Source organism: Acinetobacter radioresistens DSM 6976 = NBRC 102413 = CIP 103788 (assembly GCF_006757745.1).
Classification (GTDB): Bacteria; Pseudomonadota; Gammaproteobacteria; order Pseudomonadales; family Moraxellaceae; genus Acinetobacter; species Acinetobacter radioresistens.
Genome location: NZ_AP019740.1, coordinates 124162 through 141946 on the forward strand (window position 1 = coordinate 124162; position 17785 = coordinate 141946).

The following is a 17785-nucleotide window of genomic DNA, read 5'->3' on the forward strand; positions in this document are numbered from 1 at the left end:
TGTAATATACCCTATCCAAGTTGGGATATATCTTTTAAAATAAAAAATTAATGGTAATGGGTTTAAAATAATAAGGAATTTGAAATGAAATTTTTGAAAAAAGTAATGATATTTTCTATTGGTTTAGTAATATCAAGTAGTCCGTCAGTCGCCAAAGAAATCAATAAAATAGAGAAAAATATTAGAGTAATTAAATATCCTATATCATCAAATTTTTATTCAGAATGTAGAGAAAATAAATCTGAAAAAGAATGCAAAAAAATAAGTGATATAAAAGATTATTCTTATAAATCAACTAAAATTTTAAAAGAACTCCCAGTTGAAGGGAGGTTTTTGTCAGATGGTAAAATAAAAGATCTTAATGTAGATAATTTTAGATTTATATCTAAAGGTAATGATATAGTTTACTCTATAGCTGAAAAATATGTAGATACAGATGAAGAGGCTAAATCAGAATTTTATTTGATTAAAATTAAGCCAAAACTAGAAATAGAAAAAATAGGTTATTATTACTCAATTGATAGCTCCGGGATAATTAGTTATAAAGATGAGTATGAAAAATTATTAAAGAAAAATTTAAAATAAAAATATGTGATATACCTCCTCTAAGTTGGGGTGTATTATTTAAAAAATAAAAAATTGATAGTAATTGGTTTAAACTAATAGGAAGTTTGAAGTGAAATTTTTGGAAACAGTAATAATATTTTCTATTGGTTTGTTAGTATCAAATTGTGGATTTTCTAAAGAAAATAATCAAAATTTTGAAAGTGATAAGAAGAACGTTTCTAATGATTTTGTTACAAAAGATAAAGTTTTAAAGTGTAACTTTGACCATAGTTTTATTGATTTTTGTTCAGATAATTATTTAAAGCTTTATAATAATTCATTGAGAAAAAAAGCAAACTTTGCCCAAAATAAAGTTGCTTTAGTAATTGATAAAGAAAGAGATACTGGAAAAGGTGCACCTAGAAAAGTTAAATACTTTGTCGTATTAGATCCAACAACGAAAAGAGTATATCCATTAGGACAATCTGTTGGTTATTTTGTTAATAATAGATTAGAAGAGATCATAAATGAGCCTCCTCGTATTAAATTTAGTCAAAATAATAATCAAATTTGTCTATCAGGTACAACATTTTCGTATCAAGATAATAATATAAATGTTGAGAATGAATGTTATACATTCAATCCAAATGATAAAGATTTTTTTAAAAAAGTACAGAAACAAAAAAATATAAAATATAAAAATAGCAATTTTCCCATTACATTTGAAAAGAAAAAATTTATGTGTAATGGAGTGAAGTGTAAAGAAAATACACTCACAAATGATAGGTTAAAAGAAATATCAAATAATGATAAAAATAGTGAACTTCGATTTCTTGTAAATGAAAGAGGATTTGATACAACCTATATTAATGCTTCTGCTGGTAGTAAGATTTTATATGTTTTAAAATATAGTGAGGGTGATAGTGAGCAAGAAAATATATATTTATCCTATTTTTTAGATGGTCTATTTAAAACTAAGGCATTAGGTGAAGTTAAATCATTTAAAATAGATAGTAGTCAGAATGTATATTTTAATGGTAATAAATTAATCTTAAATTAATTTTTTAATAAAACAGGATATCTTTAGTTGATATCTTGTTTTTAAATATAAAGTTTTTCTTATAATATTATTTTATATAGAATAATTAATTAGTTGTATTGTTAAATATAAAAATATTTAATATATAACTAAAAAATATTGCTAAGCTTAACAGTGGTATCATTAGTGGCTTCATTTCTGGCGATGAGCCTGGAGAAGGTGCGATGCATATAGAGATAACCTAATGAAAAATACTTTATTATTAATACTAGTTTTGTTAGTTTCTGGATGTTTCAATACAGCTAATACAGCTAATACAGCTAATACAGCTAATACAGCTAATACAGCTAATACAGCTAATACAGCTAATACAGCTAATACAGCTAATACAGCTAATACAGCTAATACAGCTAATACAGCTAATACAGTTTATTATTCATATAAGAAATGCACTTTAAAAAATGTTTGTAGTGAATTTAATTACATAAAATATCAAAATAGTTATGCATTGTTTGCTTATAAGCCTCCTGTAGATGAATTTTATATAAAAATAAAAGATAATAAAAATTACATTATCTATAAAAATATATTTTCAGAAGGTGTTGAAATGGGATGGGCACAAATGAAAATAGTTGCAAATAATGAAAATAATCTTATTATAGAAACTAATAATATATTTCAAACTTTAGGAAACTATAATATTATAGGCAATGGTGATAACTCTAATTATGTTCCCTCGAAAAACTATAGAAGAGATATGTATAAAATTAATGACTTCTATGATGGCTATTCTTTTAGACAATATCAAAAATTAACTTTCATAAAGAAAAATAAGCAGCTTTTACTTGATTGTAAAAACTATATGCAAGACCTAGATCCGAAGAATAATTATTCAGGTATGTTCTATAGTGTTTGTTCTGATAAGGAAAAAATTTATTTTAAAGAAATTCCAGAATTATAAATAACATGAATATTTTTATAATTATGTAAATTTAGGTGGTATTTTTAATTTCAGGATATAGATTTAATATAATAATAAAGATATATATCATTAATCATGCAAAGGTAGTAAAAGTGATTTATAAAATATTAATAGGTATGTGCTTATTGGCCTAAGTGCTTGTGATACTAAATATTTGAGTGATACTACTCATACTAAACCTATTAAACCGCGAAAAATAGAAGAGAAGTCACAAGAAAGTCTACCTACAGTAGAGAAATTGAAGATTAGTAAGGATATTAAGGAAAAACTAGATAATAAAATTTATTTATTATTAGATCCTGGTGAAGGAGGTATTATAAGTGAAAAACCTCTTAATAAAGATATTGTAATTATTTATAAAGATAATGAAAAAATTAAATATGATGTCGTGGCACCAGTATTGAAAAATGATGATTCTGATTGTGTTTCAAAATTAACTATTGTTACAGATGAGCCTAACTATTTTTATAATATTAATAAAAGAAGTAAGGATTTAGTTTGAGGCTATGGCTTTGAATTAAATAAGGATTAGATTCTATATAAAAATAATAAAGTTAGAAGGATTGATATGATAGGGAATGGAATCCCTAACATTATAACTGAATATTTTACAAAAGAAGGTTCACATTTTAATATTTGGGGAGGGCTTAATAATGAAGAAAAGCTATTACATCGTTATACTTATCTAGATATGGATTTACAAGCATCATGTACTAAAAATAAAGAAATATATAGTAAGGGTTTGTTGGATGTAAGGAATAAGTAGAGAGAAAATTAATAATATTTATGATAGATAAAAATTTTACTTAAAGATATAGATACTTTAATACTAAAAGTGCTTATATTAAAATAAATTAATATTATATTTCTACTAGTCGAATTTTAATGTAAAAAGTATTAATTATAGAAACTTTTAAAGCTATCTATTTTTTATATTTTTGATTCTCATAAAATTTAAAATGAAGAATTTTTTAGACTTTAATTAAAGTAATGTATTGTTTAAAAAAATATATATAGAGATTATGCAATAATGATTAGAGTCTTTTTTTTATTTTTAATTAGTTTAATGTATGCAGTTACAACTGAGGCAGGTCAGCCTAAGTCAAGTAATACAAAACTTTATTTTTCATATCAAATCTGTAAAAATTCAGGGAAGTGTAAGCATCTTATACCCACAAAAAAAGTGAATAATTATCTTTTTAAAAGACTTGATCCTGCACGTGATGAGTTTTATATAAAAGATAATAATGGTAATTTTACCTTATATTATAAAAATATTTATAGTGAAGATGTCCAAGTTGGATGGGCAGAAGCTAAAGTAGATAAAAATAATAATAATGAGTTGAGTTTAAATATTGATAAAATTAACTTGGCCTTGGGTGGGATTGATTTTATAAAGAATGGATATGCAACTAAACAGGCTGAATCAAAGAATTTTAAGTTAGGAATCTATTATTTAGCTGATAATTATACAGGTGCTCCATATTATCAAAAGCAAAAAATAGTATTTAAGAAAAATGCTGGAGATTTGATTTTAGAATGCAATAGCTATTTAAATAATCCTTCTGTAAAAGATGAATCTTATGGAGTTTTTTATGGAGTATGTTCCGAAGGAGAAAAAGTTTACTTTAAGCAGGTAAACTGATTTAATTATCCTTTTTTATATAAATATAAGGCTAATAGCTTTTATATTTTTTAAGTTAAGTTATTAACCAAAACTTTAGATTTAAGACTAATAATTTTTAATTTAATTTTATTAAAATGTAAGAAAGCTCTAAAATACTCTAGAGCTTTAAAAATATACCCTTCAGTTTTTTAACTCTCTAATATCACTTCAAGTAATTCTGCGCTAGGCGCAAAGTAATATGCCCCATCAAGTGGAGTAACAAAATGTAATAAACGGTCATGAATACCATCACCACTGGTTCCAAACATACGGTTCAGCATGAGATCGATAATGTTAAGGTCTTTAGTATAAGCAATAAAGAAAAGACCCTGATCACCTTTCCCATCACCATATGGGAGACTATGACGAAGAATCTCCATTTCCTCACCATTTTCATCTTCTACCACGGTACGTGCTATATGCGCATTCTCAGGTTTTACCTCATTATCCAGTTCAATAGACTCAAGTTTGGTACGGCCCATGATCTGCTCTTGAGTATCTACTTTTAAACGTTTCCATTTTTCCAGGTCATGTGCATAACGCTGGGCGAAAATAAACGATCCATCTGCAAAGACACCACTGTCTTCAGGCAGAAGCGCAACCTCTGCACGGTCATCATTAAATTGTGGGTTTTCAGTACCGTCAATAAAGCCGGTAATATCACGCCCATCAAAGTAGCGAAAACATACCCGCTCATCCAGCACCTCAACCTTATCTTTGATTCCCTCAAAAAATGCCTGGCTCAAGGCAAAACAGATGTCAGCACGTGCGCTGGCAATATGAATGAATACATCGGCAGGTACCACCGGCATCTGAAAAGTACCCTGCTGAGGAGCAAGCTGTTTAAAACCAGAAGGCATTTCTTTATAAAGCTGGAGCCATATTTCTGGACCGAAAGCAACGGCCGCTTTAATCTGTGCAGCAGGGTGCTGGGTAATCAAGCGGTCTCGTGTACTATGCAGTAGCGCGATGTGCTTTTTAAGCTCAGCCACTGACAAATCTTTTAAACGTAAACTGATAAAACGTGCATGGTCAGAAGGTAAGGGAAGGATTACCGATTGAGCAGTCATTAAAAACCCCACAAAATTTTATACAGGCTTTAAGCCTTATGAAATACTTGTTCTGATCTTCTGTACAGTAAAAATCAGGATAAATAAAATTGCCATAGTAAGTACAATACTTAAGCCGGTCGAAATGTCTAGACCAGCACTTGACCATAGTCCTACCGTTATTCCAATCTGTGCCATCACAAATGCCCAGATCACCATCTGTCTGGGTGAATGTGCAAGCAGACGTGCCGTCAGCGCAGGTATGACTAGTAATGCTCCCATCAGTAAAGAACCTACGGCACGCAATGCCAGAACTGTAAACAGCGCCAGCAGTAACATGAAAATCAGGCGCTGCCATTGGTTATGGATGCCTTCGCTGGCTGCAATATCCGGATCAATTGCAGTACGGATCTGGGCTTGCCATGATTTATAAAGCACGGCGAGTGCCAGCAGAATAACCGCAGCAAATGTAGGTAAGTCATTCCAGCTGATTGTAAGCAGGTCACCGAACAGATAACTGAGCAGTTCAGGCCTTAAACTGGGCAAGTGCTGGATAAACAACAGGCCAGAACAGAGCAGGGTCGCTGAACACAGTGCCAGTAAAGCATCACTCGGCAAGCGCGGATCATGCAATACCCATAACACTGCCACCAGTAATAAGGCCAGTAAAGTAACACCCATCCATAGTGGTAAGCTAAGTGCACCTGCAACGGCAACGCCAAGTAAAGTGCCATGCGCCATGGTGTCGGCAAAAAATGACATCCGTCGCCACAGCATCAGACAGCCAAGTGGAGCGGTCAGAAAGACCAGCAGGGTACCCATAATCCAGGCAGGAAGCAGAAGTTGTAGCCATTCCATCATTACTTAAACTTCCGGTTCAGGGTGGATATGTGGGCGGGCATTATGCTGACAGGGTTCAGCATGGTCACCATGCGCACAGTGGTCATGATGATGCTGATAAAATACACGTTGGGTTCCAAAGATTGCCTGATATTCAGGATGTTGCTGGACATTCTCTGGCAGGCCGCTACAACAGATATGCTTGTTGAGGCAAACCACACGATGCGTGCCTTGCATGACCCACTGCAAATCATGAGAAACCATTAATACTGCACAGCCATAACGTTCCGGCAGGCTCCGTACATAGGCATACAGTTCGGCCTCAGACTGAATGTCAAGCCCTTGCATGGGTTCATCCAGAACCAGGATATCTGGCTGGCGCAGTAATGCACGTGCCAGTAATACCCGTTGCCGTTCACCTCCGGAAAGTTGTTGCACTTTAGATAACTCTAACTTGCTGATACCCGTATCTCGGATGATTTCTGATTTGATCTGCTGGGAGCAGTTTTCTAAAGCCAGCAAGTCTTTGACGCGCAATGGCAAGCTATGTGATGGGTTAAATTTTTGTGGCACATACGACATCTTTAGCGTTTTAGCCGTGCGGACATGACCAGTACTCGGCTGCATAATGCCTAGCAATATCTTAATCAGGGTAGACTTGCCAGCACCGTTTGGACCGATCAGGGTCACAATCTCCCGTTCATGGAGCGTAAAATTAATCTGCTTAAGAATATCCAGCTCATCAAGCCTTACACTGATATCTTCAAGAGAAACCAGGGGCAGGGGAGAGCTTAGGCCGTGGTGTTGCACTGCTGACATAATCCTGAAATCTCGATAATACTGTGATGCGCATTAAAATGATCAGAAGCTGCCAGCTGCTCCAGCTGCTGCATCAAGCCTTGTGCTGATGCCTCTTTAACAATGTGACAGCGCGTACAGATCAGAAAAGCCGCCTGATGGCCTTCTCTTGGATGACAACAGGGAATATAGGCATTAATTGAAGTCAAACGGTGAATAAGGCCTTTTTCCAGCAGAAACTCTAGCGTACGGTAAACAGTAGGTGGAGCAGCCGGCCGGTCAGTATTACTTTTCATTTTAGCCAGCAGGTCATAGGCCCCCATCGGGCTGGAAGCTTTCAGAATCAGTTCCAGCACCTGTTTACGTAAAGGAGTAAGACGTGCACCCGAGGCAATACATAAGCTTTCTGCTTCAGCAAGACGTGCTTCAACGTTATGATGGTCATGTACGCCGTGCAATGTGTCATGATGTCCATGTGAACATGAGCTCATGCTAAAACCTCGAAAATAATTTATTAAATATTAACATGAAGCCTAAGCATGTTTCGAACAGGCATAGGTATTTTTGTAGAATTGTTATATTATAACATTAAAGGGTCTTGGTTTCTTCTTCATGTTACGTTTTATTCTTGTTGCTCTGGCACTATGCAGTTGTACCTTAAGCTGGTCAAATGACCTGGTTGCATCTACACAACCTATTTACCTGATCAGTAAAGCAGTTACCCAAGGAATCGAGCAACCCAAGCTGCTATTAGCCAATCAGAGCGGGCATGATATTACTCTAAAGCCGGCTCACCGTAAGACCATTCAGGATGCTTCTCTGGTGATCTGGCTTGGGAAAGCTCATGAAGCTCCTTTAGACAAGGTATTGAGCAGCCAGCCTAAAGCAATCTCTATCCTGGATTCAGGATTGGTAAAGCTGCTGCCACTTCGAAATACCCGTGGTAAAGCATTACCAAATACTGTCGATACCCATATCTGGCTTGATCCGAATAATGCGGTACGTATCGGCTTTTTTATAGCGGCCTTACGTTCACAGCAGTATCCAGCACATCGGCAGGCTTACTGGAATAATGCACGGGCATTCGCAGCACGTATGCTCAAAGTGACGCAACAATATAACCAGACTGGTCAGTCACGCCCATACTGGTCTTATCATGATGCTTACCAATATTTGGAAAGACCTCTTAATCTGCGCTTTGCTGGTGCCTTAACTGATGATCCACATATTGCTCCAACTATGAGTCAGATTCGTTACCTGAACCAGCAGCGGCCAAGTCAAAAAATGTGTTTGCTGGCAGAAGGCCATGCCAGCCAGGCCCAGTATCGTAGCCTGAATCCGATCATATTCCAGAAGGTCGACGAAAGTATGAGTAATGAGCAGGATTTTATTGTAGCGTGGAAAGATCTGGCTGATCAGGCCCATCGCTGTGTAGTAAATGCACGATAAACAGATAAAAAATGAACACCCTGAAAATCTCTCAAGAACCGGCTGAGGATTGAAAAAAACCATAGTTCAATCGGGAAAAGATTGCATGTTCAGGGGTGTAACTCTATAATGCCTGCGATTAAAAACGATCATCAGCTAAACTTGTCAAGCATTTATGCTGTAAGTGGGTAAAAATGAGCCGAACTAGTCGCTTGATTGACCGACGGTTAGCGAAAGCTTTGGTCTACCTGCAAGCATTTATGATACCTGTGTCTGCTTTGATAGCATGGCTTGTAAGTGATACAACCGCAGCATTAAGTGCCGCACTTGGTGCATTGGTGTGCTGGCTTGCAAGCAGTTATTTCTCATGGCAGTCATTTAGAACTGCCGGGGCAAGAGCTTCAAAGCAGGTTCTATTGAATATGTACCGGGGCATGCTCGGCAAGTTTGCAATCATGATTGTTGGCTTTATTTTAATTTTAAGCAATGTACAACCACTGTCACCGGTGGCATTGTTTTGTGGATTTATACTCGTTCAGAGCATGTCTTGGGTTGCCCCGTTTTGGGTATCTCGACTACAAAAACGAGTTTAAGCGCAGCAGAAATTGAAAAGTTTTTTTGGAGATGTGTGAGATATCAGGCAGCACGCGATATTCACCAGCTCTATTTATTATTTGACATTGACCAGGTGTGATTTATGGCTGCTGAAGAACATGCCCTTACTTCGACAGAGTATATTAAGCATCACTTGACCAATATGACCTATGGCAAAATGCCGGACGGTACTTGGAAATTGGCCGAGACTGCTGAAGAAGCTCAACAGATGGGGTTCACTGCAATTCACTTGGATTCAATGGGTTGGTCAATTGGCCTTGGTGTGATTTTCTGTTTGTTATTCTGGCTGGTTGCTAAAGCAGCCAATTCTGGTGTTCCTACCAAATTCCAGTCTGCAATCGAAATGATCATTGAGTTCGTTGACTCAAGTGTTCGTGATACTTTCCATGGCAAATCTCGCTTGATTGCGCCATTGGCACTGACCATCTTCGTGTGGATTTTCCTCATGAACCTGATGGACCTGATTCCTGTTGACTGGGTTCCTTACCTGGCTCAGCAGATTGGTGCAAGTGTATTTGGTATGGATCCTCACCACGTTTACTTCAAGATTGTTCCATCTACTGACCCGAACATTACCTTAGGTATGTCCCTGTCAGTATTTGTCCTGATCTTGTTTTACAGCATCCGTGAAAAGGGTGTTGGTGGCTTTGTTGGCGAGTTGGCACTTAACCCATTCAACCCAAGTAACCCAGTTGCAAAAGCGTTACTTATTCCGGTGAACTTAATTCTGGAACTGGTAACTTTCCTTGCACGTCCAATTTCATTGGCACTTCGACTGTTCGGTAACATGTATGCGGGTGAGTTGATCTTCATCTTGATCGCGCTTTTACCGTTCTGGATCCAATGGGCGTTATCTGTGCCTTGGGCTATCTTCCACATTCTTGTTATTACGTTGCAGGCGTTCATTTTCATGATGCTGACCATCGTATACTTGAGCATGGCAAGCGAAAAACATTAATGGTATTGCCTGACTGTTATCAGACGGTTAGGCACAATTTTTTAATTTAATTTGGTATAAAACCTAACCTCTGAGGAATTTTTCATGGAACTCACTTTAGGTCTAGTTGCAATTGCATCTGCTATCTTGATCGCTTTCGGTGCTTTAGGTACTGCGATTGGTTTTGGTCTTCTGGGCGGTCGTTTCCTTGAAGCTGTTGCACGTCAACCAGAATTGGCTCCACAACTTCAAACTCGTATGTTCCTAATCGCGGGTCTTCTTGATGCTGTGCCTATGATCGGCGTTGGTATTGGTTTGTTCTTCATCTTCGCAAATCCATTTGTAGGTTAATCAGCTTAATTCCCAAAACTCCACTATTTGAGGAATTGCTAAATGAATATCAACCTCACATTGATTGGCCAAGCGATTGCATTTGCGGTTTTTGTCGCATTCTGCATGAAGTTTGTCTGGCCACCACTAATCAATGCGATTAGTGAGCGTCAGCGTCGTATCGCTGATGGCTTAAATGCTGCTGAAAAAGCGAAAGCTGATCTTGCCGATGCACAGGCGCAAGTAAAGCAAGAGCTTGACGTGGCTAAAGCACAAGCGGCTCAATTGATCGAACAAGCGAACCGTCGTGCAGCACAGCTGATCGAAGAAGCGCGTACTCAAGCTGCGGCTGAAGGTGAGCGTATTCGTCAACAGGCAAAAGAAGCTGTTGATCAGGAGATCAATTCTGCTCGCGAAGAATTACGTCAACAAGTTGCTGCCTTGGCAGTATCTGGTGCAGAAAAAATCCTGAACCAGCAAGTTGATGCGCAAGCTCACAATGCCATGCTGACCCAGCTGGCTGCTAAACTTTAAGCGAGGCGATTATGGCTGAACTCTTGACGTTGGCACGCCCGTACGCCAAAGCAGCATTTGCTTACGCTTCTGAGCAAGGTGCAACTGACAATTGGTCGAATGCGTTACAAGTGCTCAGTGCTGCGGTGCAAGACGAAGCATTTTCCGCTTATTTAAATCGTCCTGAGCTTACACCTGTACAACAGGTGGAACTTTTTGCAAAGGTTTTAGGTGAACAACAAAGTCAGGCAGTGTCAAACTTTCTGATTTTGCTGGCAGACAATGACCGTTTGGCATTGCTTCCTGAAATTGCTGCAGAGTATGAAGAGCTTAAGTCACAGAATAATAATACAGTCGATGTCGTTATCGAATCGGCTTTTCCCTTGAATGCAGAACAGGAACAGCTGCTGGCAGATGCGTTACAAAAACGTTTTAATGCCGCTGTAAATGTTAGTGTTGAAGTGAATCCGGCGTTAATCGCGGGTGTTGTAATTCGTGCGGGCGATCAAGTGATAGATGATTCTGCGCTGAACAAGCTTGAAAAAATGCGGACTCGTCTTCTTGCATAACGCAAAACAGAAGACTGAACTTATAAAAGATTGAGGTATAGCGCAATGCAACAACTGAATCCATCCGAGATCAGTGCGCTCATTAAACAGCGTATCGGCGATCTGGACACCAGCGCGACCGCTAAAAACGAAGGTACCATTGTTATGGTATCCGACGGTATTGTGCGCATTCACGGTCTTGCTGATGCAATGTACGGTGAAATGATCGAATTCGACGGCGGCTTATTTGGTATGGCACTGAACCTAGAACAGGATTCAGTGGGCGCCGTTGTTTTAGGTAGCTACCTAAACCTTCAAGAAGGTCAAAAAGCTCGTTGTACAGGCCGTGTATTAGAAGTTCCGGTTGGTCCTGAACTTTTAGGTCGTGTCGTAGATGCTTTGGGTAACCCGATTGATGGTAAAGGCCCTATTGATGCAAAAATGACTGATGCTGTTGAAAAAGTAGCACCAGGTGTAATTTGGCGTCAATCAGTAGATCAGCCTGTCCAAACTGGTTATAAATCAGTAGACACCATGATCCCTGTAGGTCGTGGTCAGCGTGAGCTGATCATTGGTGACCGTCAGACTGGTAAAACAGCAATGGCGATCGATGCCATCATCGCTCAGAAAAACTCTGGCATTAAGTGTGTATATGTGGCAATTGGTCAGAAACAATCGACCATCGCTAACGTTGTGCGCAAGCTGGAAGAAAGTGGTGCGATGGCATATACCACTGTTGTCGCAGCGGCGGCCGCTGATCCTGCAGCAATGCAGTATTTAGCTCCGTACTCAGGCTGTACAATGGGTGAATACTTCCGTGATCGTGGTGAAGACGCGTTAATCATTTATGATGATTTGTCTAAGCAAGCTGTTGCTTACCGTCAAATTTCATTACTTTTACGTCGTCCACCAGGTCGTGAAGCGTATCCAGGTGACGTATTCTATCTTCACTCGCGTCTTCTTGAACGTGCTTCGCGCGTTTCAGCTGATTATGTTGAGAAATTCACGAATGGTGCAGTAACTGGTCAAACTGGTTCTTTAACTGCATTACCGATCATTGAAACTCAAGCTGGTGACGTATCTGCATTCGTACCAACGAACGTAATTTCGATTACTGACGGTCAGATCTTCTTAGAAACATCATTATTCAACGCAGGTATTCGTCCTGCTGTGAACGCGGGTATCTCTGTATCTCGTGTTGGTGGTTCTGCGCAAACTAAGATCATCAAAAAATTGTCTGGTGGTATCCGTACCGCTCTAGCGCAATACCGTGAATTGGCAGCATTTGCCCAGTTTGCATCTGATCTTGATGAAGCAACTCGTAAGCAGCTTGAACATGGTCAACGTGTAACTGAACTGATGAAGCAGAAACAATATGCTCCATATTCAATTGCTGACCAAGCTGTATCTATCTATGCTTCAAACGAAGGCTACATGGCTGATGTTGAAGTGAAGAAAATTGTAGACTTTGATGCTGCACTCATTGCGTACTTCCGCTCTGAACATGCTGCACTCATGAAACAAATCGATGAAACTGGTGATTACAACAAAGACATCGAAGCTGCAATTAAAGCAGGTATTGAGAGCTTCAAAGCGACTCAAACTTACTAATTGATTAGTTAAGTTTGTTTCACGGATCAACCTTCGGAGGCTCCTTGAGCTTCCGAATATTAGGTTAAGCGTATGGCAAATTTAAAAGAAATTCGCGCCAAGGTCGCAAGTATCAAGTCCACGCAGAAGATTACGCGTGCGATGCAGATGGTTGCTGCTTCAAAAATGCGTCGTGCGCAAGAGCGCATGGCTCAGGGCCGTCCGTATGCCGAAAATATGCACCGTGTAATTGCTCACCTGGTACAAGCAAACCCTGAATACAAACACCGTTATATGGTTGAGCGCCCGGTTAAGCGCGTTGGCTATATCATCGTGTCTTCAGATCGTGGTCTTGCGGGTGGCTTGAACATTAACCTGTTCAAGAAAGTTGTTCAGCATGTTCAGCAACAACGTGAGCAGTCAATTGAAGTTGAATTTGCTTTAATTGGTCAAAAAGCGGTTTCGTTTTTTAAAAACTACGGCGGTAAAGTGCTCGGCGCTACTACACAAGTAGGGGACGCTCCAAGTCTGGAACAGTTAACCGGTTCTGTACAAGTCATGCTCGATGCATTTGATAGAGGCGAACTTGATCGCATTTATCTGGTATCTAATGCATTTATTAATGCCATGACACAGAAACCAACGGTAAGCCAGCTTGTTCCTCTTGCTCCGGCTAACGAAGGCGACAGCCTCAACCGTACTTATGGTTGGGACTATATCTATGAACCGGAAGCTGAAGAGCTGCTAAACGGTTTATTGGTTCGCTATATCGAGTCTATGGTTTATCAGGGCGTGATTGAAAATATCGCGTGTGAGCAGTCTGCTCGTATGGTTGCAATGAAAGCTGCAACTGACAATGCAGGCCAGCTGATTAAAGACCTACAGCTCATTTATAACAAGCTGCGTCAAGCCGCGATTACTCAGGAAATTTCCGAGATCGTTGGCGGTGCCGCTGCCGTTTAACATTATTAGTTTGAATTGAGGAGACAGCAATGAGTAGCGGTCGTATCATTCAGATCATCGGCGCGGTTATCGACGTCGAGTTTGAACGCAATAGCGTTCCTAAGATCTATGACGCTCTCCAAGTTGACGGTACTGAAACTACTTTAGAAGTTCAGCAACAACTTGGTGATGGTGTTGTGCGTACCATCGCAATGGGTTCTACAGAAGGTCTTAAACGTGGTCTGCCTGTAACTAACTCTGGTGCACCGATTTCTGTTCCTGTGGGTACTGCCTGTCTGGGCCGTATCATGGACGTTTTGGGTCGCCCGATTGATGAGGCAGGTCCTGTAGCGACTGAAGAGCGTTTGCCGATTCACCGTCAAGCACCTTCTTATGCTGAACAAGCGGCTTCTACAGATCTTCTGGAAACTGGTATTAAAGTCATTGACTTGCTTTGCCCGTTTGCAAAAGGTGGTAAAGTTGGCCTGTTCGGTGGTGCCGGTGTTGGTAAAACCGTAAACATGATGGAATTGATCAACAACATCGCAAAAGCTCACTCAGGTTTATCTGTGTTTGCTGGTGTTGGTGAGCGTACTCGTGAAGGTAACGACTTCTATCACGAAATGAAAGATTCTAACGTTCTAGACAAAGTAGCAATGGTCTACGGTCAGATGAACGAGCCACCAGGTAACCGTTTGCGTGTAGCGCTAACTGGTCTGACTATGGCTGAATATTTCCGTGACGAGAAAGACGAAAACGGTAAAGGCCGTGACGTACTGTTGTTTGTAGACAACATCTATCGTTACACATTGGCGGGTACTGAAGTGTCTGCACTTCTAGGCCGTATGCCATCTGCAGTAGGTTACCAGCCTACTCTTGCAGAAGAGATGGGTGTTCTTCAAGAACGTATTACATCGACCAAGAATGGTTCTATTACCTCAATCCAAGCGGTATACGTACCTGCCGATGACTTGACAGATCCATCACCTGCAACTACGTTTGCTCACTTGGACGCAACTGTAGTATTGAGCCGTGACATCGCATCTTCTGGTATTTATCCAGCGATCGATCCACTTGACTCGACTTCACGTCAGCTAGACCCGCTGGTTGTTGGTCAAGAGCATTATGAAATTGCACGTTCTGTACAGAATGTATTGCAGCGTTATAAAGAGCTTAAAGACATTATCGCAATCTTGGGTATGGACGAACTGGCTGAAGAAGATAAACTGGTAGTTTACCGTGCGCGTAAAATCCAGCGTTTCTTCTCTCAACCGTTCCACGTAGCTGAAGTATTTACTGGCGCGCCTGGTAAATTAGTACCGCTTAAAGAAACAATTCGTGGCTTTAAAGGTCTTCTAGCTGGTGAATACGATCACATCCCAGAACAAGCGTTCTATATGGTTGGTGGTATTGACGAAGTTATTGCTAAAGCCGAGAAACTTTAATTAGCTACTCTAATTTAGGAGATTCTCATGGCGACTATGCAATGTGATGTCGTAAGTGTAAATGAGTCAATTTACTCAGGCACTGTGACTATGCTAATTGCAAAAGGGGCTGGTGGCGAACTGGGTATTATGCCTGGTCACGCGCCGCTGGTAACTTTGCTCCTGCCAGGACCGATTCGTGTCCTGCTGGAAAATGGTACGGAAGAGATCGTCTACGTATCTGGCGGTGTTTTAGAAGTTCAGCCACATGTGGTAACGGTTCTTGCTGACTCAGCAATCCGTGCCGATAATCTGGATGAAGCAGCAATTATGGAAGCGCGTCGTAACGCTGAACAGTTGCTGGCTAACCAGAAGAGTGATCTGGACTCTGCTGCTGCTCTGGCTGCTCTGGCAGAAACTGCTGCTCAGCTGGAAACGATCCGTAAAATCAAAAATCGTGCAATGTAATTGTCGGTTTGAGATTAAAGAAACCACCCGAAAGGGTGGTTTTTTTATGATAAGAATCTTTTTAATGAAAATATTTTTATTAGATACCCAGTTTCACAGTAAAGTTACTAAAATTCATTTCTAAGCAGAGTTATTGAAAGCAAATGATTTAAGACAAAATTAAAATACTTTATAGGGGGTAGGCATTTTATATAATACTTGAGTCTCTTAAGGATGGTATAAAATTTTAATTCAATTTATTCTATTAATCGTATCTTATTAATAACCTGAGTTTAAAATTTTTTCATATTAACTTAATAATAGATAATATTTTTTCTTTATTTTAGATGTTTCATTAAATTTTTATTTAAAGAGCTGATCCAGAGTTTTGTATTAATTAAAGGCTAGCTTCAGTTATTCAATCTCTTATTCATAATATCTAGGTTGAATCTATTTTGTACCACTCGATATAACTTTTACCCGCACTCCGTAATGTTTTGAACCATTCTGTAAGCAAAAATAAAGTAGTAAAAAAATAATGCTAGTTTAATTCCATGCCTCTTGGGTTTTTAGCTTGTAAAGCCTTTAGATGTTTTTTCTCTCCCATGACATTACACATATTCTTATTTATTCCAGCAGAAACTAAATTGCTTACACAGGGAACTTTACTATGAGTTATCAATCAGTTAACCCCTTTAATAATCAAAAATTGAAAGACTATCCTTCACATAGCGATCAAGACATTCAAAATGCCTTGGATACAGCAGAAAAAATCCTGAAGTCAGAATGGTCACAACAGGTCGATACCCGTATTGATGTACTGCGCAAGCTGGCTAGCAGTATGCGTGAACGAAAATCAGAACTGGCTAAACTCATGACGCTGGATATGGGTAAACTGATTAAGCAAGGCGAAGGTGAAATTGAAAGCTGCGCCCGCATTGCTGAATATTATGCAAACCATACCAAAGAATTCTTAGCCCCGGTGTCATATGAAACAGAACTGGGCGAAGCATGGGTCGAACATCATCCACTGGGTATCATTATGGCAGTTGAACCCTGGAATTTTCCGTTTTATCAACTGATGCGTGTGTTTGCACCAAACTGTGCAATTGGTAATCCGGTTTTGGCGAAGCATGCCAGTATTGTTCCACAGTGTGCCGAAGCATTCGAACAGTTAATCATAGATGCGGGTGCACCTAGGGGAGTATGGACAAATCTATTTATTAATAGTGATCAGGTAGCGGATATTATTGCGGACCCGCGTGTACAGGGTGTAGCATTAACCGGCTCAGAAGGGGCAGGGCGTGCAGTAGCCGGACAGGCTGGAAAACATGTCACCAAATCCACCTTGGAACTGGGCGGTAATGATGTCTTTATTGTTCTGGATGATGCTGATCTGGAAAAAGCAATTAAGATTGGCTGTCAGGCACGTATCAATAATGCCGGTCAGGTCTGTACCGCAGCTAAACGATTTATTCTACATGAGAACATTGCCGAAGAATTTAAAGCCGGTATGGTTAAAGTCTTTAAAGACTTGAAAGTTGGTGATCCACTTGACCCTGAAACACAACTTGGACCTTTATCTTCATCAGATGCGTTAGAAAAACTGACTGAACAAGTTGAAAATGCTGTGAAAAATGGGGCAACACTAGTCACTGGCGGTAAGCCGGTTGACCATGATGGCAACTTCTATGAACCAACCATTTTAGAAAATATTAGCCGTGATAATCCAGCTTGGTATGAAGAGTTTTTTGGTCCGGTAGCACAGCTTTATGTTGCCAAGAGTGAAGATGAAATTGTAGCCATTGCCAATGATTCACATTATGGTCTGGGTGGTGTAATTCATTCTCAAAATATTGAACGGGCAAAAAAATTAGCTTCCCGAGTCGAAACTGGCATGATTTGGATTAACTGGTATACCGATACTGCACCAGAGTTACCATTTGGCGGAATAAAGAATTCTGGCTATGGTCATGAGCTTTCCATTGATGGTTTTAAAGAATTCGCACAAAAGAAATTAGTCGTTGTCAAAAGCCCGAAAAAATAAGTTAATTTAAAATAAAAAGCCCTAACTATAGGGCTTTTTTATGA

General features: G+C 39.2%; 19 protein-coding genes and 1 pseudogene. 16 read left to right on the forward strand and 4 right to left on the reverse strand.

The features are described from left to right. The first annotated feature begins 84 nt into the window (after positions 1-84). From ACRAD_RS00570 to ACRAD_RS00595, 5 genes and pseudogenes are all read left to right on the forward strand, one after another. Positions 85-585, forward strand: coding sequence for a hypothetical protein (locus ACRAD_RS00570; RefSeq protein ID WP_005017317.1), 501 nt, complete (start codon positions 85-87; stop codon positions 583-585). A gap of 91 nt (positions 586-676) precedes the next feature. After that, the gene (locus ACRAD_RS00575; RefSeq protein WP_005017314.1) at positions 677-1606 is read left to right on the forward strand and encodes a hypothetical protein; all 930 of its coding nucleotides are present in this window, start codon (positions 677-679) and stop codon (positions 1604-1606) included. 223 nt (positions 1607-1829) lie between these two features. After that, positions 1830-2546 carry a hypothetical protein gene (locus ACRAD_RS00580; RefSeq protein WP_010700341.1) on the forward strand — a complete coding sequence of 239 codons (717 nt, stop codon included), beginning with the start codon at positions 1830-1832 and terminating at the stop codon, positions 2544-2546. A 113-nt stretch (positions 2547-2659) separates the two neighbouring features. Next, positions 2660-3333 (forward strand): annotated as a pseudogene (locus tag ACRAD_RS16585) (hypothetical protein). A gap of 264 nt (positions 3334-3597) precedes the next feature. Then, the gene (locus tag ACRAD_RS00595) at positions 3598-4212 is read left to right on the forward strand and encodes a hypothetical protein (RefSeq protein WP_005017302.1); all 615 of its coding nucleotides are present in this window, start codon (positions 3598-3600) and stop codon (positions 4210-4212) included. A 170-nt stretch (positions 4213-4382) separates the two neighbouring features. On the opposite strand, the gene ACRAD_RS00600 is transcribed toward ACRAD_RS00595, so the two are convergent. From ACRAD_RS00600 to ACRAD_RS00615, 4 genes are read right to left on the reverse strand one after another with little or no spacing between them, the layout of a single operon-like run. Next, positions 4383-5303 carry a Dyp-type peroxidase gene (locus ACRAD_RS00600; RefSeq protein ID WP_005023675.1) on the reverse strand — a complete coding sequence of 307 codons (921 nt, stop codon included), beginning with the start codon at positions 5301-5303 and terminating at the stop codon, positions 4383-4385. Positions 5304-5339: 36 nt separating this feature from the next. Next, positions 5340-6143 (reverse strand): zinc ABC transporter permease subunit ZnuB, encoded by an 804-nt coding sequence (znuB, locus tag ACRAD_RS00605; RefSeq protein WP_005017298.1) that lies wholly within the window; start codon positions 6141-6143, stop codon positions 5340-5342. A 3-nt stretch (positions 6144-6146) separates the two neighbouring features. Beyond that, the gene (znuC, locus tag ACRAD_RS00610) at positions 6147-6941 is read right to left on the reverse strand and encodes a zinc ABC transporter ATP-binding protein ZnuC (RefSeq protein ID WP_005023674.1); all 795 of its coding nucleotides are present in this window, start codon (positions 6939-6941) and stop codon (positions 6147-6149) included. Beyond that, positions 6914-7411: a transcriptional repressor gene (locus ACRAD_RS00615; protein WP_005017294.1), complete on the reverse strand. Its 498-nt coding sequence runs from the start codon at positions 7409-7411 to the stop codon at positions 6914-6916. Before ACRAD_RS00615 ends, znuC begins: the two co-directional genes overlap by 28 nt. Before the next feature lie 121 nt (positions 7412-7532). Here ACRAD_RS00615 and ACRAD_RS00620 point away from each other — a divergent pair, with 121 nt between their 5' ends. The 11 genes from ACRAD_RS00620 to ACRAD_RS00670 all read left to right on the forward strand — a co-directional run bounded on the left by ACRAD_RS00620 (position 7533) and on the right by ACRAD_RS00670 (position 17741). Next, positions 7533-8369: a metal ABC transporter solute-binding protein, Zn/Mn family gene (locus tag ACRAD_RS00620; protein WP_005023673.1), complete on the forward strand. Its 837-nt coding sequence runs from the start codon at positions 7533-7535 to the stop codon at positions 8367-8369. Positions 8370-8542: 173 nt separating this feature from the next. Next, complete coding sequence (locus ACRAD_RS00625) at positions 8543-8941, forward strand: ATP synthase subunit I (RefSeq protein ID WP_005017290.1); 399 nt, start codon at positions 8543-8545, stop codon at positions 8939-8941. Positions 8942-9045: 104 nt separating this feature from the next. After that, positions 9046-9921 carry a F0F1 ATP synthase subunit A gene (gene atpB, locus ACRAD_RS00630; protein ID WP_005017287.1) on the forward strand — a complete coding sequence of 292 codons (876 nt, stop codon included), beginning with the start codon at positions 9046-9048 and terminating at the stop codon, positions 9919-9921. An 84-nt stretch (positions 9922-10005) separates the two neighbouring features. Next, complete coding sequence (atpE, locus tag ACRAD_RS00635) at positions 10006-10251, forward strand: F0F1 ATP synthase subunit C (RefSeq protein ID WP_000424060.1); 246 nt, start codon at positions 10006-10008, stop codon at positions 10249-10251. A gap of 42 nt (positions 10252-10293) precedes the next feature. Continuing rightward, entirely contained in the window at positions 10294-10764 is a 471-nt protein-coding gene (locus ACRAD_RS00640) for a F0F1 ATP synthase subunit B (RefSeq protein WP_005017284.1), read from the forward strand. An 11-nt stretch (positions 10765-10775) separates the two neighbouring features. Then, a complete protein-coding gene (locus tag ACRAD_RS00645; protein ID WP_005017282.1) occupies positions 10776-11312 on the forward strand; it encodes a F0F1 ATP synthase subunit delta in 537 nt (178 codons plus the stop codon). 45 nt (positions 11313-11357) lie between these two features. Then, entirely contained in the window at positions 11358-12902 is a 1545-nt protein-coding gene (gene atpA, locus ACRAD_RS00650) for a F0F1 ATP synthase subunit alpha (RefSeq protein WP_005023672.1), read from the forward strand. 72 nt (positions 12903-12974) lie between these two features. Then, positions 12975-13844, forward strand: a complete 870-nt coding sequence (atpG, locus tag ACRAD_RS00655; RefSeq protein ID WP_005017279.1) for a F0F1 ATP synthase subunit gamma — start codon at positions 12975-12977, stop codon at positions 13842-13844. Between the two features lie 29 nt (positions 13845-13873). Further along, on the forward strand, positions 13874-15268 hold the full coding sequence (gene atpD / locus ACRAD_RS00660) for a F0F1 ATP synthase subunit beta (RefSeq protein ID WP_005017275.1): 1395 nt from the start codon (positions 13874-13876) through the stop codon (positions 15266-15268). A 27-nt stretch (positions 15269-15295) separates the two neighbouring features. After that, positions 15296-15715 carry a F0F1 ATP synthase subunit epsilon gene (locus ACRAD_RS00665; protein ID WP_005023671.1) on the forward strand — a complete coding sequence of 140 codons (420 nt, stop codon included), beginning with the start codon at positions 15296-15298 and terminating at the stop codon, positions 15713-15715. Between the two features lie 649 nt (positions 15716-16364). Beyond that, a complete protein-coding gene (locus tag ACRAD_RS00670) occupies positions 16365-17741 on the forward strand; it encodes an NAD-dependent succinate-semialdehyde dehydrogenase (protein ID WP_005023670.1) in 1377 nt (458 codons plus the stop codon). Positions 17742-17785: the final 44 nt, after the last annotated feature.